The sequence below is a fragment of the Cupriavidus sp. 01T418 genome, from assembly GCF_056398885.1.
This window is the reverse complement of sequence record NZ_JBFTQG010000004.1, coordinates 29,463-53,174: the sequence shown is the minus strand read 5'-3', so window position 1 is coordinate 53,174 and position 23,712 is coordinate 29,463. Positions and strand designations below refer to the sequence as shown.

The following is a 23,712-nucleotide window of genomic DNA, read 5'->3' as shown; positions in this document are numbered from 1 at the left end:
AACTCGGCAGCGTCGCCAACGCGCATGCGGGCAAGCCGGTATTATTGACGTCTATCCGGCGCGGGGGTAGCCAACCCGGCCGCGGCACCCGGACAACAACCTTCGAGCGAAGAGCATATCCATGGATCTGCGAGGCAAGCATCTCGTTCTCGGCCTGACTGGCGGCATCGCCTGCTACAAGGCGGCCGAGCTGGTCCGCCTGCTGACCAAGGCCGGCGCGACCGTGCAGGTGGTCATGACCGAGGGCGCCACCCAGTTCATCACGCCGGTGACCATGCAGGCACTCTCCGGGCGGCCGGTCTTCACCTCCCAGTGGGACGCGCGCGTGGGCAACAACATGCCCCACATCGATCTCTCGCGCGAAGCGGACGCCATTGTGGTGGCGCCCGCTTCCACCGATTTCCTGGCAAAGCTGGCGCATGGCCTGTGCGACGACCTCCTGACCACCCTGTGCATCGCCCGCGACTGTCCGCTGCTGGTGGCCCCCGCCATGAACCTGCAGATGTGGTCTGCCCCCGCCACCCAGCGCAACGCCGCCCAGCTGCGCGCGGATGGCGTCACGGTAATGGGCCCGGGCAGCGGCGACCAGGCCTGCGGTGAAGTCGGCGACGGCCGCATGCTGGAGCCCTCGGAATTGCTCGACGACATCGTCGCGTTCTTCCAGCCCAAGCCGCTGGCCGGGCGCCGCGTGGTGATCACGGCGGGGCCCACCTTCGAAGCCATCGACCCGGTGCGCGGCATTACCAACCGCTCCTCCGGCAAGATGGGCTTTGCCATCGCGCGCGCGGCCCGCGAGGCCGGCGCCGGGGTGATCCTGGTCGCCGGCCCCACGGCCCAGCCCACCCCGCGCGGCGTTGCCCGCACCGACGTCGAAAGCGCGCAGCAAATGCACGACGCGGTGCTGGCGGGCTTGCCCGGCGCCGATGTGTTCATCGCGGTGGCCGCGGTAGCCGACTGGCGCCCGGCCGAAGTGGCCGGCCAGAAGCTGAAGAAGGCCAACGACAGCGACACGCCCACGCTGCGCTTTGTGCAGAACCCCGACATCCTCGCCACCGTGGCGGCGCGGCCCGATGCGCCCTACTGCGTGGGCTTTGCCGCCGAGAGCGAAAAGCTCGAGCAGTACGGCGAGCAGAAACGCCAGCGCAAGAACGTGCCGCTGCTGGTGGGCAATATCGGCCACCACACCTTCGGCATGGACGACAACGAGATCGTGCTGTTCGACGCCCAGGGCATGACCCGCCTGCCGCGCGCCGACAAGCTGACGCTGGCGCGCGACCTGGTGGCGGCCATCGCCCGGCGGCTGCCCGCGCGCCGCTGAACCAGAGCACCCAGCCACCCGGAACCCCTGAACATGCCCGCAAGCAAAACCAAAGTCCGCCTTTCGGTGCTCGACCAGAGCCCGGTCATTGCCGGCCATCACGCGCGCGACGCCCTGGCCGCCACCGTGGAGCTGGCGCAGGCCGCCGATGCGCTGGGCTACACCCGCTACTGGTGCGCCGAGCACCATGGCCTGCGCGGTGTTTGCAACCCGGCGCCGGAGGTCATGCTGGCGCGCCTGGGCAGCGTCACGCAGCGCATCCGCCTGGGCTCGGGCGGGGTGATGCTGCCCTATTACAGCCCCTTCAAGGTGGCGGAACAATTCCGCATGCTGGAAGGCCTGTTCCCGGGCCGCATCGACCTGGGCGTGGGACGCGCGCCGGGCGGCGACATGCGTACCGCGCAGGCGGTGGCGATGGGGCAATACAACCGCGGCGATCAGTTCGCCGAACAGGTGCAGGACCTGTCCTGGCTCTTCCGTGGCGAGGTGCCGCCGGGTCATGTCGCCGACGGCGTGGTACTGCAGCCCGAGATCGATACCCGGCCCGAGCTGTGGGTGCTCGGTTCCAGCGACTACGGCGGCGCCCTGGCGGCGCGCCTGGGGCTGCGCTTTGCCTTTGCCCACTTCATCAATCCCCATGAGGGCCACGCCGTCGCGCAGCAGTACCGCCGCGATTTCGAAGCCGGGTACGACGCGCAGCCCTATAGCGCGGCGGCCATCTTCGTGATCTGCGCCGACACCGAGGCCGAGGCGGCGGCGCTGGAGCGCGCCGTGGACCTGCGCCGGCTGCAGATGGCCTATGGCGTCAACGCCCCTATCCCCTCGCTGGCGCAAGCCGCGCAGCACGAACCGACCGAACGGGATCGCCTGATCGTGGCACGCGAGCGCCCGCGCACCATCTGCGGCACTCCGGAGCAGGTCGCGCAGCGCATGCTGGACCTGCGCGAGCGCTTCCTCGCCGACGAACTGGTGGTGCTGAGCGTGACCGCCAGCTATGCCGCGCGGCTGCGCACCTATGAGCTACTGGCGCAAGCCTTCGACCTGTCGGGCGGCTGAGCTCGGCTATCATCTCGGATTGCCAACGTTTTTTGTTTTTCCGGGACTGATCAGCCATGACCTTCGAAGCCAACCCCACCGTCGAAATCAAGGTGCTTGACGCACGCCTGCATGAATGGGGCCTGCCGGCTTACCAGAGTGATATGGCGGCTGCGATCGACCTGCACGCCTGCCTGGACGCCGCACTCACCATCGAGCCCGGCACACCGGCGCAACTGGTGCCAGCCGGCATCTCCGTGCACATGGGCAACCCCTACATGGCGGCCACCATTGCTCCGCGCTCGGGCCTCGGCCACAAGAAGGGACTGGTGCTGGGCAACTCGATCGGCGTGATCGACGCCGACTACCAGGGCCCCATCATGGTGAGCGTATGGAACCGCAATGCGCCCGGCACCGAGCCGATCGTGATCCAGCCGGGCGAGCGCATCGCGCAGATGATGTTCGTGCCGGTACTGCGGCCCGTATTCAAGACCGTGGAAGACTTCTCGGCAGACACCGTGCGCGGCGCGGGCGGTTTTGGCTCCACCGGCGTGCACCACGCCAAGACCGGCACCTGAGCCAGCGCCAGGGGCACGCCCGGCGCGTCAGAATCAAACATCAATCGAACTGGATATTGGCCTTACGTGCCACCGCCTGCCATTTGTCGTGCTCGCGCCGCACCAGGCTGGCCAGCTCGGCAGGCGTGCCGCCCACGGTCTCGAATCCCTGCATGGCCAGCGCATCGACCACGCGCTGCTGCCACAAGGATCGGACCAACGCATCATGCAGGCGCGCCACGGTCGGTTCCGGCAACCCGGCCGGGCCGAACACGCCAATCCACGAATAGGCCTCGAAACCACGATAGCCCTGCTCCGCCACGGTGGGCAGTTGCGGGAACTGGTGCAGGCGGGTGCTACCGGTCACGCCGAGCAACTTGACCGTCCTGGCCGCGACATGCGCCTGTACCGCCGCATGGCTGGAGAAAAATACGTCGACTTCATTCGACAGCACGGCCTGCACCGCCGGACCGCTACCTTTGTATGGAACATGGAGAAAACGCACGCCGGCCTCGGTTGCCAGCGCCTCGGCGGCGAGCTGGTTCAGGCTGCCGATGCCGGACGACGCGTAGCGAATGCTCTGCGGCTTCTGCCACGCCATCGCAACCAGTTCCTTCACATTGGAGGCTGGCAAGGACGGATTGGCCGCGATCACCAGTGGAAAGCGGACCAGTTGCGAGATCGGCGTGAAGTCGCGGAAGGTGTCGTACGGCAGATTCTTGTAGGCAAACGGGTTGATGGCGTGCGTGTCGAACGCCATCAACAGGGTGCTGCCATCCGGCTTGGCACGGACTACCGTGCTCGCGGCAATCAGGCCGCCTGCGCCGGGCTTGTTGTCGATCACCACGGTCTGGTCAAGCGCGCTCTTGAGGCCGGGCCGCAACTGGCGCGCCACGATATCGACGCTGCCCCCTGGCGGGAACGGCAGCACCATGGCAATGGGGCGACTGGAGCCTGCCACCGTGGCATCGCCACCCAGGGCAGCCAGGCCAGGCATGGGAATCAGGGGCATCGCGCCAAGCGGCAACGATTTGAGCAGCAGGCGGCGCAGCCGCGAGCATTCGGGTCGGGACATCGGGTACTCAGGCGAATGGCGGGAAGACGGAAGACAACTGCGGCAGCAGCCGCACCCGGCCAAAACAAAAAGGGCGGCATCGCTGCCGCCCTGTATTTTGCCCGAGGATCGCACGAATTGCAGGCAAGGACCGCCCTGCCCGCCCTCGCGCTTCGGCCTAGACTTCCACTTTCTCGTTTTCCGGCGATTCCGGCGGTTCCGCGGCAGCCTCGGCAAAGTCCAGCTTGATCTGGTCCTGTTCGTCGAGATCCACCACCACCCGGCCACCCGACACCAGCTTGCCGAACAGCAGTTCGTCGGCCAGCGCCTTGCGGATCAGGTCCTGGATCAGGCGTTGCATCGGCCGCGCACCCATCAGCGGGTCGAAGCCCTTCTTCGCCAGGAACTTGCGCAGGTGGTCGCTGAAGCTGGCTTCCACCTTCTTCTCGTGAAGCTGCTCCTCCAGCTGCATCAGGAACTTGTCGACCACGCGCAGGATGATTTCCTCATCGAGCGAGCGGAAGCTGATCATCGCGTCGAGCCGGTTGCGGAACTCAGGCGTGAACATGCGCTTGATGTCGGCCATCTCGTCGCCCTGTTCGCGCGACGAGGTAAAGCCAATGGTGGCGCGGTTCATGGTTTCCGCTCCCGCATTGGTGGTCATGATGATGATCACGTTGCGGAAGTCGGCGCGGCGGCCATTGTTATCGGTCAGCGCACCATGGTCCATCACCTGCAGCAGGATATTGAAGATATCCGGATGCGCCTTCTCGATTTCGTCCAGCAGCAGCACGCAGTGCGGCTTCTTGGTGACGGCCTCGGTCAGCAGGCCGCCCTGGTCGAAGCCGACGTATCCCGGCGGCGCGCCAATCAGCCGGCTCACCGCATGGCGTTCCATGTATTCGGACATGTCGAAGCGCAGCAACTCGATGCCCATGATGAAGGCAAGCTGCTTGGCGACTTCGGTCTTGCCCACCCCGGTCGGGCCGGAGAACAGGAACGAGCCGATTGGCTTGTCGGTCTTGCCCAGGCCCGCGCGCGACATCTTGATAGCGGATGCCAGTGCCTCGATGGCCGGGTCCTGGCCGAACACCACGGATTTCAGGTCGCGGTCCAGGGTCTGCAGCTTGCTGCGGTCGTCCTGGTTGACGCTCTGCGGCGGGATGCGGGCGATACGCGAGACGATGTCCTCGATCTCGCCCTTGCCGATGGTTTTCTTCTGCTTGGACTTCGGCAGGATGCGCTGGGCCGCGCCGGCCTCGTCGATCACATCGATGGCCTTGTCAGGCAGATGGCGGTCGGTGATGAAGCGTGCCGACAACTCTGCCGCCGCAGTCAGCGCGGCCGCCGCGTACTTGACGCCATGGTGCTCTTCGAAGCGCGACTTCAGGCCGCGCAGGATCTGCACAGTCTGGTCCACCGACGGCTCCACCACGTCGATCTTCTGAAAACGGCGCGACAACGCCGCGTCTTTTTCGAAAATCCCGCGGTATTCCGTGAAGGTGGTGGCACCGATGCACTTGAGCTGGCCCGACGACAACGCCGGCTTGAGCAGGTTGCTGGCGTCCAGCGTGCCGCCAGAAGCGGCGCCCGCGCCGATCAGCGTGTGGATCTCGTCGATGAACAGGATCGCGTTCGGATTGTCCTTGAGCGACTTGAGCACGCCCTTCAGGCGCTGCTCGAAGTCCCCCCGGTACTTGGTGCCGGCCAGCAGGGCGCCCATGTCGAGCGAGTACACGACCGCCTTTTCCAGGATGTCGGGCACTTCGTTCTTGGTGATGCGCCAGGCCAGGCCTTCGGCGATCGCGGTCTTGCCGACCCCGGCCTCGCCCACCAGCAGCGGGTTGTTCTTGCGCCGGCGGCACAGCACCTGGACCACCCGCTCGACCTCGCTCTCGCGGCCGATCAGCGGATCGATCTTGCCGGCCTTGGCCAGCGCGTTCAGGTTCTGGGTGAACTGCTCGAGCGGGCTTTCCTTGCCATCGCCGCCTTCGCCCTCGGCCGTGCCGTCGCCATGCTTGGCGGGCTCGGCCTGGTCCTTGCGGATGCCATGGCTGATGAAATTGACCACATCCAGCCGGGTCACGCCCTGTTGCTGGAGGTAGTACACCGCATGCGAGTCCTTCTCGCCGAAGATCGCCACCAGGACATTGGCCCCGGTCACTTCCTTCTTGCCGTTGGAAGTGGACTGGACATGCATGATGGCGCGCTGGATGACGCGCTGGAACCCCAGCGTAGGCTGGGTATCCACCTCGTCGGTGCCAGGCACCACGGGCGTGTTGTCCGCGATGAAATTCTTCAGACTGGTGCGCAAATCCTCAATATTGGCTGCGCAGGCGCGCAAGACTTCCGCTGCCGTTGGGTTGTCAAGCAACGCCAGTAGCAGGTGCTCCACGGTAATGAACTCGTGGCGTGCCTGCCGGGCTTCAACGAACGCCATGTGCAGGCTGACTTCCAATTCTTGCGCAATCATGCTTCCTCCATCACGCACTGCAACGGATGACCCGCCTGCCGTGCGTGGGTTGACACCAGCTCGACCTTCGTCGCCGCGATATCCCTGGTATAGATACCGCAGACCCCCTTGCCTTCCCGGTGGACGGTGAGCATGATCTGCGTCGCCGTCTCCCGGTCCCTGCTGAAATACTGCTGCAGGATCATCACGACGAACTCCATCGGGGTGAAGTCGTCATTCAGCAGCAACACCTTGTACATGGCGGGCGGTTTGAGCGCCTGCTCTTTCCGCTCCAGTACGGTGCCTGCTTCGCGTTGTGGGACATTTGCCAGCCGTGTAGCCATGGCTTTATTCTAACCCTTACGCACAACTCTGCAATTTGGGGAAAAGACGCCGGATTCAAGAGGCCGATGCAGCGACCATCCAGATTCCGGGGATGCCGAAGGCATCCGGGTGCACCTGCTGGAGCCGCGCGGCATTGCCCCGCGGCCATTCCCTCCAAAATACCATCTACCGCCGTTCCTTTCCCGCCACACCCTACCGGGAGTGGGGAATCTGCCAGCTTGACAGTGCGCAGGTTTGACAGAAGAATCGTTTGCACATTCACGTCTGGTTACGCGAGCCAAAGCTATACGCCGGACTGGGTGATCCGTGAGCAGGGAGGCCCACGAATCCGGCGGCGGCGAGTCAGCACATGAAACTGGCCGCCACGCGGTGCCCGAAAAGTCGTGCCATTGTACTGGCCCGGTTCCACCGGACCGGAGCGCATGGACACGCGCCGGGCGCCCGGCTGGCCGCGGCGCTTTCCCCCGCTCGTATCGTGCTTTTTTTGTTGGGGGAGTTTATGGCAAGCGGTATCGTCAAATGGTTCAATGACGCCAAGGGCTTTGGGTTCATCAAGCCGGACGACGGCGAAGAAGAACTGTTTGCGCACTTTTCGGCCATCCAGATGAGTGGCTTCAAGACCCTGAAAGAGGGTCAGCGGGTGTCCTTCGAAATCATCCAGGGTCCCAAGGGCAAGCAAGCCACCAATATCCAGGACGGCGCCTGAGGACATGGCGCGCGGCCGCACCAGCCGACAGAGCTTGAGGCGGCCACGACAGGATGCGGGGGAATCTTCCCCGGAACGGGATCGGCCTGCCGCCCCTGGACATCGTCCGGCCTAGACAGCCGGCGCATGATGACCATTCCAGCAGGCTGAACAGCAGTACGTAGCGCATCCGACAAGAAGCCCGGCCAGGTGAATGCCGGGTTTTTTGTTTGGCTGTGTCTACCGCTCGGGCCGTAGCGCCAGATCGCATTCCACGAATGAACGTGCGACGCGGAAAATCAAAAGCCCTCGGTTCAAACGAAAACCGAGGGCCTGCAGCCGCCAGAATGCGTGACTGCGACTACAGTGCGAGACTGATCACCCGAGTCCCCGGCATCCTGGATATGGCAAAATATGGATTTATAATCACATATTGTCGATCATCACCTGCCCAAAGCCAGAGCACGACACTTGCGTCGCGCCTTCCAGCAGACGGGCGAAGTCATAAGTGACCTTCTTCGACAGGATCGACTTCTCCATCGACGAGATGATCAGGTCGGCGGCTTCGGTCCAGCCCATGTGGCGCAGCATCATTTCGGCGGAGAGGATTTCGGAACCCGGGTTCACGTAGTCCTTGCCCGCGTACTTCGGCGCGGTGCCGTGCGTGGCTTCGAACATGGCCACGGAATCCGACAGGTTGGCCCCCGGGGCGATGCCGATGCCGCCGACTTGCGCGGCCAGCGCGTCGGAGATGTAGTCGCCGTTCAGGTTCAGCGTGGCGATCACCGAGTACTCGGCCGGACGCAGCAGGATCTGCTGCAGGAAGGCGTCGGCAATGGCGTCCTTGACCACGATTTCGCGGCCGGTCTTCGGGTTCTTGAACTTGCACCACGGGCCGCCGTCGATCGGCTCGGCGCCGAATTCCTTCTGTGCCAGCTCGTAGGCCCAGTCACGGAAGCCACCTTCGGTGAACTTCATGATGTTGCCCTTGTGTACGATGGTCACCGACGGCTTGTCGTTGTCGATCGCGTACTGGAGCGCCTTGCGCACCAGGCGTTGCGTGCCCTGGCGGGAAACCGGCTTGACACCGATGCCCGAGGTTTCCGGAAAACGGATCTTCTTCACGCCCATTTCGTTCTGCAGGAAGGCGATCAGCTTCTTGGCCTGGTCGCTTTCCGCTTCCCACTCGATGCCGGCGTAGATGTCTTCCGAGTTCTCGCGGAAGATCACCATGTCGATCTTTTCCGGCTCGCGTACCGGCGAAGGCACGCCCTTGAAATAGGCCACCGGACGCAGGCAGACGTACAGGTCCAGCTGCTGGCGCAGTGCCACGTTGAGCGAGCGGATGCCGCCGCCGACCGGCGTGGTCAGCGGACCCTTGATCGACACCACGTATTCCTTCAGCACCTCGAGGGTTTCGTCAGGCAGCCACACATCCGGGCCATACACCTTGGTCGACTTCTCGCCAGCGTAGATTTCCATCCACGAGATCTTGCGCTTGCCGGCGTAGGCTTTCGCCACGGCAGCGTCGACCACCTTGATCATCACCGGGGTGATATCCAGTCCCGTACCGTCGCCTTCGATGAAAGGAATGATCGGATTGTCCGGAACATTCAGCGAGAAATCCTGGTTGACCGTGATCTTCTCGCCGGCCGGAACCTTGATGTGTTGATACATGACGTCTCCAGTACGGAACGGGGGTTGTAACGGGCCGCCCAGGTTCGTGACCGGACAGCGAGATGTGGGTGGCGCGCGGGCATTCTAGCGGGGATCGACGCAGTTACGATGCCGCACCGCAACACGCGCCGCATGCCCAGCCATGCGTCAGCAGCGGCTCAGTCTTATATAAGACACAAGACTGTTTTGCATTATGCAGCAAAATTTCATGATCCGCCATCCTGCCGGAATCCGCGCCGCCACGCCGGCTGCGGCATACTGGCGCCCATAATCCGCCCGCGGCCGGCCCCATGGCACGGCCTCGGCGCTTGCCCACCCCGACTCGCTTCCGCCCCCGATGACGTTGATTGCCCTGAACAAACCCTTCGGCACCATGAGCCAGTTCTCCGCGCATCCTTCGCGCCCGACGCTCGCCGATTGCGTGCAACGCCCCGGCGTGTACCCGGCGGGACGGCTCGATGCCGACAGCGAAGGCCTGCTGCTGCTGACCGACGACGGCGCCCTGCAAGCGCGCATCGCCGACCCGCATCACAAACTGCCCAAGACCTACCTGACCCAGGTGGAAAACATCCCGGACGAAGCCGCCCTGGCGCGCCTGCGCGCTGGGGTCGATCTCGGCGACTTCCGCACGCTGCCGGCACGTGCGCAATGCATCGATGAGCCCGGCTTCCTCTGGCCGCGCACTCCGCCGGTACGATTTCGCGCGGCCATTCCAACCCAATGGCTGGAAATCGAGATCCGCGAGGGCAAGAACCGCCAGGTACGGCGCATGACGGCGGCCGTGGGTTTCCCGACCTTGCGCCTGCTGCGCGTGCGGATCGGCGCGCTGGATCTGCGCACCCTCGGACTCGCGCCCGGGCAGTGGTGCGAGATCGACCCGGCGATGCTGGGCCTGGAAGCCGTCGCAGCGCCACACCCCCGCGCAAGAAGTTACAAAAAATAACAGTTCGCGAGTCAACGGCTCACCGCGCCGTTTCGTTTTTGACACTGACGCGTCGCATACGAGTCAACTCTTTCGAATCGATTCCCTTGAGGTAATAGCATGAACAAACTGATCGCTGCTCTGGTTGCCGGCCTGTTCGCCACCGGCGCTTTCGCCCAAGCCGCCGCTCCGGCGCCGGCAGCTCCGGCTGCTGCAGCAGCGCCCGCCGCCGCTGAAGCCCCGACTGCAAAGCCCGCGACCAAGAGCACCAAGAAGTCCAAGAAGCACGCTCACAGCAAGACCAAGGCCGCTCCCGCCGCCAAGGCCGAAGCTGCAACGAAGTAAAGATTTGCAGGCAGGCCGGGCAGGCATCGCGCTCGGCTGGCAAGGCAGGCTGCCCTCAAGGCGCCTGCCTTTTTTCTTGCCTGCAATTGCCGGATGCCAAGAGCTCGCCCGTCGCTGTAGCCTGCTGCAACAAATCTGAAGTATTTGATCGCGCCGCTTGCCTGGTAGCTGCGCTATGCTGGCGAGTCCCGATCCGTCAAGAACGCCGTTCCTTCCATGCGCCCTGTCTTCAAGAATCTGCTCGCCGGCGGCTGCGCCCTCGCCGCCCTGACCTCCGCCTGCGCCCAGTCCCCGTCCAGTTTGCCGGTCCGGCAACTCAGCGCGGGCATGTACGCCATCAAGGCGGAGATTGCCGCCACGCCGCAGGCCCGGGAACTCGGCCTGATGTATCGCAAGACCATGCCCGCCAACGAGGGCATGCTGTTTGTCTTTGAAGAAAAGGCCGGCCATTGCTTCTGGATGAAGAATACCGACTTGCCCCTGTCGATCGCCTTCCTGGCGGATGACGGTTCCATCGTCAATATCGAGGACATGGCGCCCCAGACCGAGGACAACCACTGCCCGCGTGCCGCCGTGCGCTATGCGCTGGAAATGAACAAGGGATGGTTCGCGCAGAAGGGCCTCAAGCCCGGCGCGAAGATCGGCGGGCTGCCGCAGCCGCAATAGGAATCAGGCGAAGGGAGCGCGGCAGCACGGCTGCCCGCGCCTGTGTGCGACAGGATCAGTCGCGGAAGTTGTTGAAGTCCAGCGGGGCTTCGGAAACATCCTTGCGCAACAGCGCGATCACGCCCTGGAGATCGTCGCGCTTGGTGCCCGACACGCGCACGGCATCGCCCTGGATGCTGGCCTGCACCTTGATCTTGCTGTCCTTGATCATCTTGACGATTTTCTTGGACAGGTCGCCGGTGACGCCCTTCTTGATGGTGATGACCTGCTTGACCTTGTCGCCGCCGATACGCTCGGTCTTGCCGTAGTCGAGGAAGCGCACGTCGACATTGCGCTTGGCCATCTTGCTGATCAGCACGTCCTTGACCTGGCCGAGCTTGAAGTCATCGTCGGCGAAGGCGGTGAGTTCGTTCTCCTTTTGCTCGACCCGCGCATCCGAGCCCTTGAAGTCGAAACGGGTCGAGATTTCCTTGTTGGCCTGCTCGACCGCGTTCTTCACCTCGATCATGTTCGCTTCGCACACTACGTCAAACGACGGCATTGCATTCTCCTTGTCTTGCTGCGTGTTGCTGTGTATTGCCAATTGCCCGCGGCACTCCCGCGGGGCTTGTCCTGGGCGCGCGCCGGCTGGCGGCGGCGCTTACGTATAATCCAGCCTACCCTGCAGTCCGGTGCCGTCGACCACGGCGGCCGCCTCACTTTTCCCTTGCATGGCTGATTTCCACGAATTTTATCCCCTGCGCCGCCACAATACATTCGGATTCGACGTGCACGCGCGCTTTGCGGTGCACGTGCGCAGCGAAAGCGACCTGCTGTCCGCGCTGGCCGATCCGCGCGCGCATGGCCTGCCGCTGGTCGTGCTGGGCGGCGGCAGCAATGTTGTCCTGACGCAGGACCTCGACGCGCTGGTGCTGCTGATGGAAATCCCCGGCTATGCGGCAAGCGCCGCCGACGGGGCCCACCTGGTGACGGCCGGCGCCGGCGAGAACTGGCATGCGCTGGTTTGCCGCACTATTGCCGATGGCCTGCCGGGCCTGGAAAACCTAGCCCTGATCCCCGGTACCGCAGGCGCGGCACCGATCCAGAACATCGGCGCCTATGGCGTGGAGCTGCGCGAGCGCTTCGACAGCCTGCGCGCGTTCGACCGGCGCAGCGGCGAATTCGTCCGCCTGACACTGGAACAATGCCAGTTCGCGTACCGGGACAGCCTGTTCAAGCGCGAGGGCCGGGACCGTTACATCATCACCGCCGTCACGCTGCGCCTGCCGCTGCCATGGCAGCCGGTGCTGGGTTACGCGGAGCTGGCGCGCGAACTGGCGCAAGAATCAGCTGCAGCGCCCACGGCGCACCGCATCCGCGACGCGGTGATCGCCATCCGCTCACGCAAGCTGCCCGACCCTGCCCTGATCGGCAATGCCGGCAGCTTCTTCAAGAATCCCGTGGTCGACGCCGGCCAGCGCCATGCGTTGCTGGCGCAGCACCCCAACCTGGTCAGCCATGCGCAAGCCGATGGCAGCTACAAGCTGGCGGCCGGCTGGCTGATCGACCAGTGTGGATTCAAGGGGGTCAGCGACGGCCCGGTGGGCGTCTATGGCAAGCAAGCCCTGGTGCTGGTGCACCACGGCGGCGGCACGGGCCGGGACTTGCTGGCGCTGGCGGGCCGCATCGCCGATGCGGTGCAAGCCCGCTTCGGCGTGCGCATCGACCCCGAGCCCGTGGTGCTTTAAGCCGCCCGGGCTGCCGTGCTCAGGCGAAGTGGCAGACGTAGTCCAGCGTTTCGGTCACCTCGATATCGAAGCTGCTGTCGCCCGGCACGTTGAACTGCTGGCCGGCGCCATAGGTATGCCACTGGTCTTCGCCAGCCAGCTTCACGCGGCAGGCGCCGGCATTGATTTCCATGATTTCCGGAGCGCCGGTGTTGAAGGTCAGCACGGCGGGGAAGATCACGCCCAGCGTCTTGCGGGTGCCGTCCGGGAACAGCACGGTGTGGCTCACGCACTTGCCGTCGAAGTACAGGTTGGCTTTCTTGACGACGGATACATTGTCGAACTGGCTCACGCTATTTCTCCTTGATGCTTGTTTCTGGATGACTGGAATCTGGAATCTGGAATATCGAGTGGCACGGCGGCGCAAAAAAGGGGCCATGACGGCCCCTCTTCTGCTGCTTGCCCGCGGTCCGGCCTATTCGCCGCGCTGGCGGCGAGCGTTCTCGGCGATGCGCATGCGCAGAGCGTTCAACTTGATGAAGCCGCCGGCGTCGGCCTGGTTGTAGGCGCCGCCGTCATCGTCGAAGGTCGCGATGGTCTTGTCGAACAGCGTGTCCTTGGAGTCGCGCGCGACCACGATCACGTTGCCCTTGTACAGCTTGACGCGCACCCAGCCGTTGACCTTGGCCTGGGTGTGGTCGATCAGCACCTGCAGCGCCTTGCGTTCCGGGCTCCACCAGTAGCCGTTGTAGACCAGGCTGGCGTAGCGGGGCATCAGGTCGTCCTTCAGGTGAGCCACTTCGCGGTCGAGCGTGATCGACTCGATGGCACGGTGGGCCTTCAGGATGATGGTGCCGCCCGGGGTTTCGTAGCAGCCGCGGCTCTTCATGCCGACATAGCGGTTTTCCACCAGGTCCAGGCGGCCGATGCCGTGCTTGCCGCCCAGGCGGTTCAGCTCGGTCAGCACTTCGGCCGGGGTCATGCGCTTGCCGTTCAGGCCGACGATGTCGCCGCCCTCGAACTCGACGTCCAGGTATTCAGCCGCGTCCGGTGCGTTCTCCGGCGACACGGTCCAGCGCCACATGTCTTCCTCGGCCTCGGCCTTGGGATCTTCCAGGTGGCGGCCTTCGAAGGAGATGTGCAGCAGGTTGGCGTCCATCGAGTACGGGGCGCCGCCCTTCTTGTGCTTCATGTCGATTTCGATGCCGGCATTTTCAGCGTAGGCCAGCAGCTTCTCGCGCGAGAGCAGGTCCCACTCGCGCCACGGGGCGATGACCTTCACGCCCGGCTCCAGGCCGTAGTAGCCCAGCTCGAAGCGAACCTGGTCGTTGCCTTTGCCGGTGGCGCCATGCGACACGGCGTCGGCGCCGGTGCTGCGCAGGATCTCGATCTGGCGCTTGGCGATCAGCGGACGCGCGATCGAGGTGCCCAGCAGGTATTCGCCTTCATAAACGGCGTTGGCGCGGAACATCGGGAAGACGAAATCGCGCACGAACTCTTCGCGCAGGTCGTCGATAAAGATGTTTTCCGGCTTGATGCCGAACTTGAGCGCCTTCTGGCGGGCAGGTTCGAGTTCCTCGCCCTGGCCGATGTCGGCGGTAAAGGTGACCACCTCGCACTGATAGGTGTCTTGCAGCCACTTCAGGATCACCGAAGTGTCCAGCCCGCCGGAGTAGGCGAGCACGACTTTCTTGATATCGCTCATGTTCGACTCGATGCGAAAAGTAAGCGCGGCCAGCGTTCAGGCTGGTCACGCGAAAAAGAATGCGGAAAGACCGCTATTTTGACACGTCCGCTCCGGCTTGGGCGGCACTTGCCGCCCTCAGGCGGTGCCCGGCGAGCCTTCGGTCATCGGGCAGGCGTGCCGCATGTGCGCCAAACGTGGCGCCGGGCACGCCAGGATCAATAGCGCCCGCAGAGCAGGTATTCCATCAGGGCCTTCTGCACATGCAGGCGGTTCTCGGCCTCTTCCCACACCACGCTCTTGGGGCCATCGATGACAGCCGCCTCGACTTCCTCGCCGCGGTGCGCGGGCAGGCAGTGCATGAAGAGCGCGTCGGCATTGGCGCGATCCATCATCGCCGTGGTCACCATCCAGTCCTTGAAGGCGCGCTTGCGCGCATCGTTCTCGGCTTCGTAACCCATGCTGGTCCACACGTCGGTGGTCACCAGGTCGGCACCCTGGCAGGCGGCGAGCGGATCGTCGAACACCTTGACCAGATGCGCAGCCGACGCCGGCACCATGGCCGGGGCGAGCTGGTAGCCGGGAGGCGCCGAGAAATGGAAGGTGAAGCCGAGGCGTTCGGCCGCCTGGATCCAGGTGTAGGCCATATTGTTGGCATCGCCGATCCAGGCCACCGTCTTGCCGCGGATGCTGCCGCGTTGCTCGATATAGGTGAACACATCGGCCAGCACCTGGCAGGGATGGTATTCGTTGGTCAGCCCGTTGATCACCGGCACGCGTGAATGCGCGGCGAAACGCTCAATGATGTCCTGCCCGAAGGTGCGGATCATGATGATGTCGACCATGCGCGAGATCACCTGCGCCGCGTCTTCGATCGGCTCGCCGCGCCCCAGCTGCGAGTCGCGGGTATTGAGGAAGACGGCGTGGCCACCCAGCTGGTGGATGCCAGCCTCGAACGACAAGCGCGTACGAGTCGAGTTTTTCTCGAAGATCATGGCCAGCGTGCGGTCGTGCAACGGATGCCATGTCTCGTAGTTCTTGAACTTGGTCTTCAGAATCCGTGCGCGATCCAGCAGGTACTCGTACTCGTCGGGAGTCAGGTCGCTGAACTGGAGGTAATGCTTGATCGAAGTTGGGCTCATAAAACAAGGAAGGCGGCTCGGTGGTGGCTGGCCGCCATGAAGGATTCATGGCCTGACCATGCCGCGGAGCCGCCTTTCGCGTCGCTTACGCAATTTAACTGTAAGAATCATAAGGGATTATTTCTGCTTTGGCGAGCGTGCACGGCACCTGGTCCGGCACGGAGGCCTATGCGCGAGTCTTATATAAGATATAATACCGGCTGATTCACGCGGGGCCCGGCATACCCATGCCACCGCCCGCTGCCGGCATCAAAAGTGCCCCCGCCGACACCGACGCCCCGCCACCCCGGCCGGAAATGAAACGAACCAATCGCTTCCTGGCCGCGTCAAACGGGCTCCCGTTTGGTCAGTCTGGCGGGTTTATCGTCGAGTCAACGTACTATCCCCGCAGTCCAATGAATCCCACCGTTCGCGAATACTTTATCCAAGGCATCACCAAGGAAGGCAAGACCTTCCGACCAAGCGACTGGGCTGAACGGCTGTGCGGCGTGATGGCGCAATTCCGCCCCGAAGGCGACACCGGGGATCCCCGCATCACCTACTCTCCGTACGTGCGACCGATGATGGCTGGCGGCGTGAAGAGCGTGGTGGTGGATGCGCGACTGCGTGATATCGAGCCCAAGGCGCTCGACTTCGTGCTCAACTTCGCCCGGGACAACAACCTGCAACTGGTCGAAGCCTGCTCGCTGGAGTAAGCCTGCCTCGCCGTGCCTCAGCCCGGCGGACCAACCGCAGCGCGCACCGGGATCAGCAGACCCCGGGTGCAACAAAACAAAAAAAGCTCGCCAAAAGACGAGCTCTTTTATCTGGCAAGCCGCCGCTGGACGGCTCACCCTGCCAACGCAATACCAGGCCAAGGCCCAACGACCACCGAAGCAGCGCGGTCAGGCGCAATGGCCGGCATGCCGCCGGCAACTGCGATCAGGCAGCCATCGACTTGATAGCCGACGACAGACGCGACTTGTGACGCGCAGCCTTGTTCTTGTGCACGATCTTCTTGTCGGCGATAGCGTCGATGATCGATTGCGAGTTCTTGAAGATCTCGGCAGCAGCAGCCTTGTCGCCAGCTTCGATCGCCTTGCGGACAGCCTTGACAGCGGTACGCAGACGCGAACGCAGGCTGGAGTTGTGGGCGTTCTGGGCGACGGCCTGGCGCGCGCGCTTGCGAGCTTGTGCGGAATTTGCCATTTAAGTAGATTTCCTGAATTCAGATGCGTGTCCGACGGAACGACGGTGCAAACGTACAAACCGCGGGACACAAATTAAGTGCACATCAAGCGACCCGGGATGCACTGGCACACGAATCCGGAACGCAACTAGCCTTGTGAATCGGCAATTATACACACAAGAAAAAGCGGCTGGCAAGCCAAGCCATGCGCCATGTCTGGCGGGGTGACGCAAAGGCCGATATGCGGGCGGCCACGGGGCCTAACCGTATAATACGCGCCACACCGGTCCCGCCCCTGCGTGGCCTTGATGCAACTTTGGCGCGCGCCCGACGTCTGAACCCGGTTCGTACCGGCGGTCCGATCCCCGCTGCTGCCGCCTCCCCCTTGCCGCCGCCCCATCTTGAACCTGCTCAAAGCGCTTGCCACCATCAGCAGCCTGACGATGCTGTCGCGCATCACCGGCCTTATCCGCGAGATCCTGATCGCCCGGGCCTTTGGCGCCTCGGACATGACCGATGCCTTCAACGTGGCGTTCCGCATTCCCAACCTGCTGCGCCGCATCTTTGGCGAGGGCGCGTTCTCGCAAGCCTTCGTGCCGATCCTGGGTGAATACCATGGCAAGCGCGGCGAGACCGAGACCCGTGCGCTGATCGATTCGGTTGCCACGGTCATGACCTGGGTCCTGATGGGCGTCTCGCTGCTCGGCGTGATCGGCGCACCGCTCGTGATGATGGTGGTCGCCACGGGGTTCCGCCAGCATGGCGGCGAAACCTACGATGCCGCGGTCTTCATGACGCGCGTGATGTTCCCCTATATCGGCCTGATCTCGCTGGTGGCGCTGGCCTCCGGCATCCTCAATACCTGGCGCCGCTTCGCCATGCCGGCCTTCACGCCGGTGTTGCTCAATCTCTGCCTGATCGTGGCCGCGCTGTTCGTCGGCCCGCATATGGCGCAGCCGATCTACGCGCAGGCCTGGGGCGTCCTGGTGGGGGGCATCCTGCAACTGGCGGTGCAGATCCCGGCGCTCCGACGGCTGAACGTGATGCCGAGCCTGCGCTTGAACCTGCGCGCGGCCTGGGCCGAGCCGGGCGTGCGCCGTGTCATCAGGCAGATGGCACCGGCGTTGCTGGCGGTCTCGGTGGCCCAGATCAGCCTGATCATCAATACCAATATTGCCTCCCGCCTGGCCGCCGGCAGCGTGTCCTACCTGACCTACGCCGACCGCCTGATGGAATTCCCGACGGCGCTACTGGGCGTGGCGCTGGGGACCATTCTGCTGCCGAGCCTGTCGAAGGCCAGCGCCGAGGAAAACCGGGCCGAGTACTCCGGCCTGCTCGACTGGGGCCTGCGCCTGACCTTCCTGCTGGCCGTGCCCTGCGCGGTCGGGCTGTTCGTGTTCGGCGCGCCGCTGACCGCGGTGCTGTTCAATTACGGCAAGTTCGACGCGCATGCGGTGGAGATGACCCGGCAGGCCCTGGTTTCCTACGGCACCGGCCTGCTCGGCCTGATCGTGATCAAGATCCTGGCGCCGGGCTTTTATGCCCGCCAGGACATCCGCACCCCGGTCAAGATCGCCTTGCTGGTGCTGGTGATCACGCAGATGGCCAACTATGTCTTCGTGCCGCGCCTCGGGCATGCCGGCCTGGCACTGTCGATCAGCTTCGGCGCCACGGTCAACGCGCTGCTGCTGTTCCTGGGCCTGCGCAAGCGCGGCTTCTACAAGCCGGCCAAGGGCTGGTGGCTGTTCCTGGCCCAGTTGCTGACCGCCGTGCTGCTGCTGGCCGGCATGCTGCTCTGGTTCGCCCGCAACTTCGACTGGGTCGCCCTGGGCGCCACGCCGCTGCTGCGCATTGCGCTGCTGGCCTCATGCCTGGTACTTGCGGCGGTCGTCTACTTCGGTACACTGTGGCTCATGGGGCTGAGATACTCCGCTTTCAAGCGAAGAGCCGGCTAAGAGGCCCCGCCTGCCAATCCAGCCAGGAGCTGCGGCAGTGCGCGGTGCAGGGTCAAGGCAACTGAGGTTGTGTCAGAGTGAGATGAAGCGGTTCTGCCCAGGCAGGCGGCCGCGGACGATGCCAGCGCACGGTCCGGGAACACCTGCCATGCCGCCAGCATCTATCACGCACAGCCGCCAGGCCGCATTCAGGAAATGCCGCAATGACAACCACGAAAGTCCTGGAATACTTCGCCAGTCTCGTGGCAGATGAGGACGGTATCCCACTTACCGAGACGGTGCTCTCGATCGCCCAGGATGCTTATCCGGACCTGGACCTGCAGGCCGAGCTGGCTGCGCTCGACATGCTCGCGGTACGCCTGAAGCGCCGTGTCGCCGAAGGCACGCCGGCCATCCAGCGCATGCGTCTGCTCAATCACTTCTTCTACCGCGATCTTGGCTTCGGCGCCAACGCGAACGACTTTTACGATCCCGACAACTCCTACCTGAACGTCGTGCTCAAGCAGCGGCGCGGCATCCCGATCTCGCTGGCGGTGCTGTATATGGAGTTGGGCCAGCATATCGGCCTGCCGCTCAAGGGCGTGTCCTTCCCCAACCATTTCCTGGTACGCATGTCGATTCCCGCCGGCGAAGTGGTGGTGGATCCGCTCACCGGCGAGACCCTGTCGAAGGAGCAGTTGCAGGAAATGCTCGACCCGCACCTGGAGCGCGAGGGCATTGCCGATACCAACGAGGTGCCGCTGGGGTTGTTCCTGCAGGTGGCTAGCCACCGCGAGATCGTGGCGCGCCTGCTGCGCAACCTCAAGTCGATCTATCTGCAGGAGTCGCGCTGGCAGCGCTTGCTGGCGGTGCAGAACCGCCTGGTGATCCTGCTGCCCGGCTCGATCGAGGAAGTGCGCGACCGTGGCCTGGCCTATGCCAACCTGGAGTGCTTCCGGCCGGCGCTGGCCGACCTGGAGGCCTATGTGATGGCGCGGCCGGATGCCGCCGACTCCACCCAGATCCGCGACCGCATGCCGGCACTGCGCATGATGAGCCGCAGCATGAGCTGAGAATCAGGCCGGAGCAGGCCACGGCCTGCCCCGCTGGTCTCAGGAAGGACGGCGTTTGCCGCCCCGCACGAGCTTCCACAGTCCGCCCAGCACCAGTGGCACGACCGCCGCGCCGATGCCCGCCAGTACGATCAGGTTCAGGTATTGCTTGATGAATGGCAGGTTGCCGAAGAAATACCCGGCAAACACCAGGCCCAGGACCCAGGCCGCCGCGCCAATCACGTTGAACATCTGGAACTTGGCGAAGGTCATCTGCGACACGCCGGCGACGAACGGCGCGAAAGTGCGCACGATCGGCAGGAAGCGGGCCATGACCAGCGTCTTGCCGCCGTGGCGCTCGTAGAAATCGTGGGTCTTGCGCAGTGCCTGCTGGTCCAGGAAGCGCCAATGACCATCGAACACCTTCGGGCCGACCCAGCTGCCCACGAAGTAGTTGACCGTATTGCCGCCAATCGCCGCCACCAGCAGCAGGCCGACCAGTACCCACTCATTCATGGCGTGCGTGGCACAGAAGGCGCCGGCGATAAACAGCAGCGAGTCGCCCGGCAGGAAAGGCAGCACCACCAGGCCGGTCTCCGCGAAGACGATGGCAAAAAGAATGGCATATACCCACGCACCGTAGTTCTCGATGACGGTGCCAAGGTATTTGTCGACGTGCAGCAGCATGTCGAGAAACTGCAATACGATATCCAATTCGATCCCCCGTTCCAAATTCAACCCACATCATACAAGACCGGACTGATGCCAACGTCACCTGATCCGGCCGCAATCTGCTGGCCCGACGCGCGCGGGCCAGCGGTGCGCCCACGTATAATTGCGCCCATGCCTGCCCAAGACCCGCGCCCCGCCCAGCCGCCCCGTCCCATCCGCCCCCTGCCCGACCAGCTGATCAGCCAGATCGCGGCCGGCGAAGTGGTGGAACGCCCCGCCTCGGTGGTCAAGGAACTGCTCGAAAACGCACTGGATGCCGGCGCCACCCAGCTCAATATCCGGCTGGAAGAAGGCGGCGTGCGGCGCATCGTGATTGCCGACAACGGCTGCGGCATTCCCGCCGCCGAACTGCCGGCGGCGCTGACGCGCCACGCCACCAGCAAGATCGCCTCGCTGGATGAGCTTGAATCCGTGCTCACCCTGGGCTTTCGCGGCGAGGCGCTGGCCTCGATCGCCTCGGTTTCCGAATTGACCCTGACCAGCCGCACGGCCAGCGATTCGCATGCGATGCAGGTTGTCGCCGACACCGGCGAGGTGCAGCCTGCGTCCGGCGGCGTGGGCACCACCGTCGACGTTCAGCACCTTTACTTCAGCACGCCGGCCCGCCGAAAGTTCCTTAAGTCGGAACAAACCGAGTTCGGCCATTGCCTGGAGATGGTGCGGCGCGCGGCGCTGGCGCGCCCGGACGTGGCTATTTCCGTGCATCACAACGGCAAACCGATGGAGCACTGGAACGTGGGCGACGCGGCCACGCGCACAGGCCAGGTGCTCGGCGGCGACTTCGCCAACGCCCGCCTGCCCCTGGATGAGGAGGCCGGCAACCTGCACCTGTATGGATTCGCCGGGCTGCCTACCGCCTCGCGCGGCCGCCCCGACCAGCAGTTCTTCTTCGTCAATGGCCGCTACGTGCGCGACAAGCTGCTCACCCATGCGGTGCGCAGCGCCTACCAGGACGTGCTGCACGGCGACCGCTTCCCGTCCTACGTGCTGTGCATGGACCTGCCGCCCGAGATGGTGGATGTGAACGTGCACCCGTCCAAGATCGAAGTACGGTTCCGCGAATCGCGCGCGGTGCACCAGTTCGTCTACCACGCGGTACAACGCTGCCTGGCACGCCAGGCCGGCGAACAGGGCGACAGCCTGCATACGGCGACCGACCTAGACGATGCCACCGCGGTGGCCCGCGCCGGCGGCCCCGGCGGTTTCGCGGGCGCCCGCGGGGCTGGCGGGGGTTCCGGCAGCTTCGGCGGATCGGGCAGGACCGGTGGCTTGGGTGGTGGTGGTGGTGGTGGCACCAGCGCCAGCCCACGCCCCTGGGTGGACTACACCGCCGCCGCGCGCCAGACCGAACTTGGCGTGGCGCAGCCTCGCCAGGCCTACCTCGGCATGGTCCGCGACGCGATCCAGCCGGGCAACGGGTTTTCACGCTCCCCTGCCTCCTACAGCCCACCGGCTGGCCCAGGCAGCACGCCCCCGGCCTGGCTGGCCGATGCCCAGGCTGCGCGCGAAAACGACCCACCCGGCTTGCTGGAGCAGTTGCCCGGCCAGGCGTTGCCGGAAGACGAGGCCAGCCCGCTGGGCTATGCCATCGCCCAGTTGCATGGCATCTATGTGCTGGCGCAGAACGCACGCGGCCTGGTGCTGGTGGATATGCATGCCGCCCACGAACGCATCCTCTACGAGCAGATCAAGACCGCGCTCGAAGCGCGCGAGCTGGCGGTGCAGTCCCTGCTGATCCCGGTCACGCTGACGGCCAGTGCGGTGGAAATCGGCACGGCCGAGGAGCATCAGGAAACCCTGGTCCTGCTCGGCTTCGACATCGCGCAGGTCTCGCCCACCACGCTGGCGATACGCGCCATCCCCGCCCTGCTCAAGCAGGCCGACACCGAAGCCCTGGCGCGCGACGTGCTGCGCGACCTGCACGCCTTCGGCGGCTCGCGCTTGCTGGTCGAGCGCCAGAACGAGCTGCTCGCCACCCTGGCCTGCCACAGCGCGGTGCGCGCCAACCGCAAGCTCACGCTGGAAGAGATGAACGCGCTGCTGCGCCAGATGGAACAGACCGAGCGCGCCGACCAGTGCAACCACGGCCGGCCGACCTGGGTGCAGTTGTCGGTGGCGGAGCTCGACCGCCTGTTCCTGCGCGGGCAATAGGCCGCCTGCCCCTGCCCGCCAACCAGGCTCCCGCCATCTTGAACGCCGCTACGACTACCGCCCGCCACGGGGCAGACCGCCCGCCGGTGGTCTGCCTGCTCGGCCCCACCGCCTCCGGCAAGACCGCTGCCGCGCTGGCGCTGGCCGCGCAGACGCCGATCGAGATCATCAGCCTGGATTCGGCGCTGGTCTATCGCGAGATGGACATCGGCACCGCCAAGCCTTCACCCGCCGAACTCGCCGCGGTGCCGCACCACCTGGTCGACATCATCGACCCGGCCGACAGCTACTCGGCCGCGCAGTTCGCCACCGATGCCGGGCGGCTGATTGGCGAGATCCGCGCGCGCGGCCGCGAGCCGCTGATCGTCGGCGGAACCATGCTCTACTACAAGGCCCTGACCCAGGGCCTGAACGACCTCCCGCAGGCCGACCCGGCGCTGCGCGCGGAGCTCGACGCGCTGGCCGCCGGGCGCGGCTGGCCAGCGCTGCACGCGATGCTGGCCGCAGTCGACCCGGTGACCGCGGCCCGGCTCGCGCCCAACGATGCCCAGCGCATCCAGCGCGCGCTGGAGATTCACCGCCTGTCCGGGCAGCCCATGTCGGCGCTGCTGGCGCGGCAGGCGGACGAACGCGCCTTTGCCGGCGCCGCCGACGGCCGCTATCGCGTGATCGCACTGGAGCCGTCCGACCGCGCGGTGCTCCACGCGCGCATTGCCAGCCGTTACGACGCCATGCTGGCCGGCGGCTTTGTCGAGGAGGTGGAACGGCTGCGCGCGCGCGGCGACCTGCAGCCGACGCTGCCGTCCATCCGCTGCGTCGGCTACCGCCAGGTGTGGGAATACCTCGATGGCGAAACCGACTTCGCCACCATGCGCGAGCGCGGCCTGGCGGCGACCCGCCAGCTCTGCAAGCGCCAGCTCACCTGGCTGCGCAGCACGCCCGAGCGGGAAGTGGTGGATTGCCTGGCGGCGGATTACGTCGCGCAAGTGGCGCGTCTGGCGAGGATTGGGCAGGCATAGCGTCGTCGGCGGATGTGATGGATAAGCTATAGTCGTGTCTTACTACTTGCCGATGCCGTCGAACCCGC

The 23,712-nt window shown here is 64.9% G+C and carries 23 protein-coding genes; 13 read left to right on the top strand and 10 right to left on the bottom strand.

Annotated features, from left to right (window positions below; translation table 11 throughout):
- The first annotated feature begins 121 nt into the window (after positions 1–121).
- Genes coaBC through dut form a run of 3 tightly spaced genes read left to right on the top strand, consistent with a single transcriptional unit; the run spans position 122 to position 2,931 of the window.
- Positions 122–1,318 (top strand): bifunctional phosphopantothenoylcysteine decarboxylase/phosphopantothenate--cysteine ligase CoaBC, encoded by a 1,197-nt coding sequence (gene coaBC / locus AC1DQ3_RS06265; protein WP_477119315.1) that lies wholly within the window; start codon positions 122–124, stop codon positions 1,316–1,318.
- Between the two features lie 33 nt (positions 1,319–1,351).
- Entirely contained in the window at positions 1,352–2,374 is a 1,023-nt protein-coding gene (locus AC1DQ3_RS06260) for an LLM class flavin-dependent oxidoreductase (RefSeq protein ID WP_477119314.1), read from the top strand.
- Between the two features lie 56 nt (positions 2,375–2,430).
- Positions 2,431–2,931 carry a dUTP diphosphatase gene (gene dut, locus AC1DQ3_RS06255; protein ID WP_477119313.1) on the top strand — a complete coding sequence of 167 codons (501 nt, stop codon included), beginning with the start codon at positions 2,431–2,433 and terminating at the stop codon, positions 2,929–2,931.
- 40 nt (positions 2,932–2,971) lie between these two features.
- Here the strand turns inward: dut and AC1DQ3_RS06250 are convergent, their stop codons facing one another.
- The 3 genes from AC1DQ3_RS06250 to clpS form a co-directional block, all read right to left on the bottom strand.
- The gene (locus AC1DQ3_RS06250) at positions 2,972–3,985 is read right to left on the bottom strand and encodes a tripartite tricarboxylate transporter substrate binding protein (RefSeq protein ID WP_477119312.1); all 1,014 of its coding nucleotides are present in this window, start codon (positions 3,983–3,985) and stop codon (positions 2,972–2,974) included.
- A 157-nt stretch (positions 3,986–4,142) separates the two neighbouring features.
- Positions 4,143–6,437, bottom strand: a complete 2,295-nt coding sequence (gene clpA / locus AC1DQ3_RS06245) for an ATP-dependent Clp protease ATP-binding subunit ClpA (protein ID WP_477119311.1) — start codon at positions 6,435–6,437, stop codon at positions 4,143–4,145.
- A complete protein-coding gene (clpS, locus tag AC1DQ3_RS06240; protein WP_006157525.1) occupies positions 6,434–6,760 on the bottom strand; it encodes an ATP-dependent Clp protease adapter ClpS in 327 nt (108 codons plus the stop codon). The genes clpA and clpS overlap by 4 nt, the downstream gene beginning before the upstream one ends.
- Positions 6,761–7,260: 500 nt before the next feature.
- Here clpS and AC1DQ3_RS06235 point away from each other — a divergent pair, with 500 nt between their 5' ends.
- Entirely contained in the window at positions 7,261–7,467 is a 207-nt protein-coding gene (locus tag AC1DQ3_RS06235) for a cold-shock protein (protein WP_017229665.1), read from the top strand.
- Positions 7,468–7,872: 405 nt separating this feature from the next.
- Here the strand turns inward: AC1DQ3_RS06235 and icd are convergent, their stop codons facing one another.
- Entirely contained in the window at positions 7,873–9,123 is a 1,251-nt protein-coding gene (gene icd, locus AC1DQ3_RS06230; RefSeq protein ID WP_477119310.1) for an NADP-dependent isocitrate dehydrogenase, read from the bottom strand.
- A gap of 337 nt (positions 9,124–9,460) precedes the next feature.
- Between icd and AC1DQ3_RS06225 the strand changes: the two genes are divergently transcribed.
- The 3 genes from AC1DQ3_RS06225 to AC1DQ3_RS06215 all read left to right on the top strand — a co-directional run bounded on the left by AC1DQ3_RS06225 (position 9,461) and on the right by AC1DQ3_RS06215 (position 11,056).
- Positions 9,461–10,066, top strand: a complete 606-nt coding sequence (locus tag AC1DQ3_RS06225) for a pseudouridine synthase (RefSeq protein ID WP_477119309.1) — start codon at positions 9,461–9,463, stop codon at positions 10,064–10,066.
- 99 nt (positions 10,067–10,165) lie between these two features.
- Entirely contained in the window at positions 10,166–10,390 is a 225-nt protein-coding gene (locus tag AC1DQ3_RS06220) for a hypothetical protein (protein ID WP_477119308.1), read from the top strand.
- A 216-nt stretch (positions 10,391–10,606) separates the two neighbouring features.
- Positions 10,607–11,056, top strand: a complete 450-nt coding sequence (locus tag AC1DQ3_RS06215) for a DUF192 domain-containing protein (protein WP_477119307.1) — start codon at positions 10,607–10,609, stop codon at positions 11,054–11,056.
- A 55-nt stretch (positions 11,057–11,111) separates the two neighbouring features.
- Here AC1DQ3_RS06215 and AC1DQ3_RS06210 read toward each other — a convergent pair whose 3' ends face one another.
- Positions 11,112–11,597 (bottom strand): YajQ family cyclic di-GMP-binding protein, encoded by a 486-nt coding sequence (locus tag AC1DQ3_RS06210; RefSeq protein ID WP_477119306.1) that lies wholly within the window; start codon positions 11,595–11,597, stop codon positions 11,112–11,114.
- 169 nt (positions 11,598–11,766) lie between these two features.
- Between AC1DQ3_RS06210 and murB the strand changes: the two genes are divergently transcribed.
- Positions 11,767–12,783 carry a UDP-N-acetylmuramate dehydrogenase gene (gene murB / locus AC1DQ3_RS06205; RefSeq protein ID WP_477119305.1) on the top strand — a complete coding sequence of 339 codons (1,017 nt, stop codon included), beginning with the start codon at positions 11,767–11,769 and terminating at the stop codon, positions 12,781–12,783.
- Positions 12,784–12,802: 19 nt separating this feature from the next.
- On the opposite strand, the gene ppnP is transcribed toward murB, so the two are convergent.
- The 3 genes from ppnP to argF form a co-directional block, all read right to left on the bottom strand.
- Positions 12,803–13,114: a pyrimidine/purine nucleoside phosphorylase gene (gene ppnP / locus AC1DQ3_RS06200; RefSeq protein WP_477119304.1), complete on the bottom strand. Its 312-nt coding sequence runs from the start codon at positions 13,112–13,114 to the stop codon at positions 12,803–12,805.
- Between the two features lie 123 nt (positions 13,115–13,237).
- Positions 13,238–14,467 carry an argininosuccinate synthase gene (locus AC1DQ3_RS06195; protein ID WP_477119303.1) on the bottom strand — a complete coding sequence of 410 codons (1,230 nt, stop codon included), beginning with the start codon at positions 14,465–14,467 and terminating at the stop codon, positions 13,238–13,240.
- A 197-nt stretch (positions 14,468–14,664) separates the two neighbouring features.
- Complete coding sequence (argF, locus tag AC1DQ3_RS06190; protein ID WP_477119302.1) at positions 14,665–15,588, bottom strand: ornithine carbamoyltransferase; 924 nt, start codon at positions 15,586–15,588, stop codon at positions 14,665–14,667.
- A 395-nt stretch (positions 15,589–15,983) separates the two neighbouring features.
- On the opposite strand from argF, the gene AC1DQ3_RS06185 reads away from it, so the two are divergent.
- On the top strand, positions 15,984–16,283 hold the full coding sequence (locus tag AC1DQ3_RS06185) for a DUF3579 domain-containing protein (protein ID WP_477119301.1): 300 nt from the start codon (positions 15,984–15,986) through the stop codon (positions 16,281–16,283).
- Positions 16,284–16,509: 226 nt separating this feature from the next.
- Here the strand turns inward: AC1DQ3_RS06185 and rpsT are convergent, their stop codons facing one another.
- Positions 16,510–16,776 carry a 30S ribosomal protein S20 gene (gene rpsT / locus AC1DQ3_RS06180; protein WP_006157537.1) on the bottom strand — a complete coding sequence of 89 codons (267 nt, stop codon included), beginning with the start codon at positions 16,774–16,776 and terminating at the stop codon, positions 16,510–16,512.
- A 381-nt stretch (positions 16,777–17,157) separates the two neighbouring features.
- Between rpsT and murJ the strand changes: the two genes are divergently transcribed.
- Positions 17,158–18,711, top strand: a complete 1,554-nt coding sequence (gene murJ, locus AC1DQ3_RS06175) for a murein biosynthesis integral membrane protein MurJ (protein WP_477119300.1) — start codon at positions 17,158–17,160, stop codon at positions 18,709–18,711.
- 203 nt (positions 18,712–18,914) lie between these two features.
- Entirely contained in the window at positions 18,915–19,763 is an 849-nt protein-coding gene (locus AC1DQ3_RS06170; protein ID WP_477119299.1) for a SirB1 family protein, read from the top strand.
- Positions 19,764–19,802: 39 nt separating this feature from the next.
- Here the strand turns inward: AC1DQ3_RS06170 and AC1DQ3_RS06165 are convergent, their stop codons facing one another.
- Complete coding sequence (locus tag AC1DQ3_RS06165; protein WP_477119298.1) at positions 19,803–20,444, bottom strand: VTT domain-containing protein; 642 nt, start codon at positions 20,442–20,444, stop codon at positions 19,803–19,805.
- Positions 20,445–20,585: 141 nt separating this feature from the next.
- On the opposite strand from AC1DQ3_RS06165, the gene mutL reads away from it, so the two are divergent.
- Together mutL and miaA are read left to right on the top strand one after the other, a co-directional pair.
- On the top strand, positions 20,586–22,625 hold the full coding sequence (mutL, locus tag AC1DQ3_RS06160; RefSeq protein WP_477119297.1) for a DNA mismatch repair endonuclease MutL: 2,040 nt from the start codon (positions 20,586–20,588) through the stop codon (positions 22,623–22,625).
- A gap of 38 nt (positions 22,626–22,663) precedes the next feature.
- Entirely contained in the window at positions 22,664–23,644 is a 981-nt protein-coding gene (gene miaA, locus AC1DQ3_RS06155; protein WP_477119296.1) for a tRNA (adenosine(37)-N6)-dimethylallyltransferase MiaA, read from the top strand.
- Positions 23,645–23,712 lie beyond the last annotated feature (68 nt).

Coding starts and splice junctions, on each gene's coding strand:
- coaBC (WP_477119315.1), top strand. CDS start 122: ATGGATCTGCGAGGCAAGCATCTCGTTCTCGGCCTGACTGGCGGCATC.
- AC1DQ3_RS06260 (WP_477119314.1), top strand. CDS start 1,352: ATGCCCGCAAGCAAAACCAAAGTCCGCCTTTCGGTGCTCGACCAGAGC.
- dut (WP_477119313.1), top strand. CDS start 2,431: ATGACCTTCGAAGCCAACCCCACCGTCGAAATCAAGGTGCTTGACGCA.
- AC1DQ3_RS06250 (WP_477119312.1), bottom strand. CDS start 3,985: ATGTCCCGACCCGAATGCTCGCGGCTGCGCCGCCTGCTGCTCAAATCG.
- clpA (WP_477119311.1), bottom strand. CDS start 6,437: ATGATTGCGCAAGAATTGGAAGTCAGCCTGCACATGGCGTTCGTTGAA.
- clpS (WP_006157525.1), bottom strand. CDS start 6,760: ATGGCTACACGGCTGGCAAATGTCCCACAACGCGAAGCAGGCACCGTA.
- AC1DQ3_RS06235 (WP_017229665.1), top strand. CDS start 7,261: ATGGCAAGCGGTATCGTCAAATGGTTCAATGACGCCAAGGGCTTTGGG.
- icd (WP_477119310.1), bottom strand. CDS start 9,123: ATGTATCAACACATCAAGGTTCCGGCCGGCGAGAAGATCACGGTCAAC.
- AC1DQ3_RS06225 (WP_477119309.1), top strand. CDS start 9,461: ATGACGTTGATTGCCCTGAACAAACCCTTCGGCACCATGAGCCAGTTC.
- AC1DQ3_RS06220 (WP_477119308.1), top strand. CDS start 10,166: ATGAACAAACTGATCGCTGCTCTGGTTGCCGGCCTGTTCGCCACCGGC.
- AC1DQ3_RS06215 (WP_477119307.1), top strand. CDS start 10,607: ATGCGCCCTGTCTTCAAGAATCTGCTCGCCGGCGGCTGCGCCCTCGCC.
- AC1DQ3_RS06210 (WP_477119306.1), bottom strand. CDS start 11,597: ATGCCGTCGTTTGACGTAGTGTGCGAAGCGAACATGATCGAGGTGAAG.
- murB (WP_477119305.1), top strand. CDS start 11,767: ATGGCTGATTTCCACGAATTTTATCCCCTGCGCCGCCACAATACATTC.
- AC1DQ3_RS06195 (WP_477119303.1), bottom strand. CDS start 14,467: ATGAGCGATATCAAGAAAGTCGTGCTCGCCTACTCCGGCGGGCTGGAC.
- argF (WP_477119302.1), bottom strand. CDS start 15,588: ATGAGCCCAACTTCGATCAAGCATTACCTCCAGTTCAGCGACCTGACT.
- AC1DQ3_RS06185 (WP_477119301.1), top strand. CDS start 15,984: ATGAATCCCACCGTTCGCGAATACTTTATCCAAGGCATCACCAAGGAA.
- rpsT (WP_006157537.1), bottom strand. CDS start 16,776: ATGGCAAATTCCGCACAAGCTCGCAAGCGCGCGCGCCAGGCCGTCGCC.
- AC1DQ3_RS06170 (WP_477119299.1), top strand. CDS start 18,915: ATGACAACCACGAAAGTCCTGGAATACTTCGCCAGTCTCGTGGCAGAT.
- mutL (WP_477119297.1), top strand. CDS start 20,586: ATGCCTGCCCAAGACCCGCGCCCCGCCCAGCCGCCCCGTCCCATCCGC.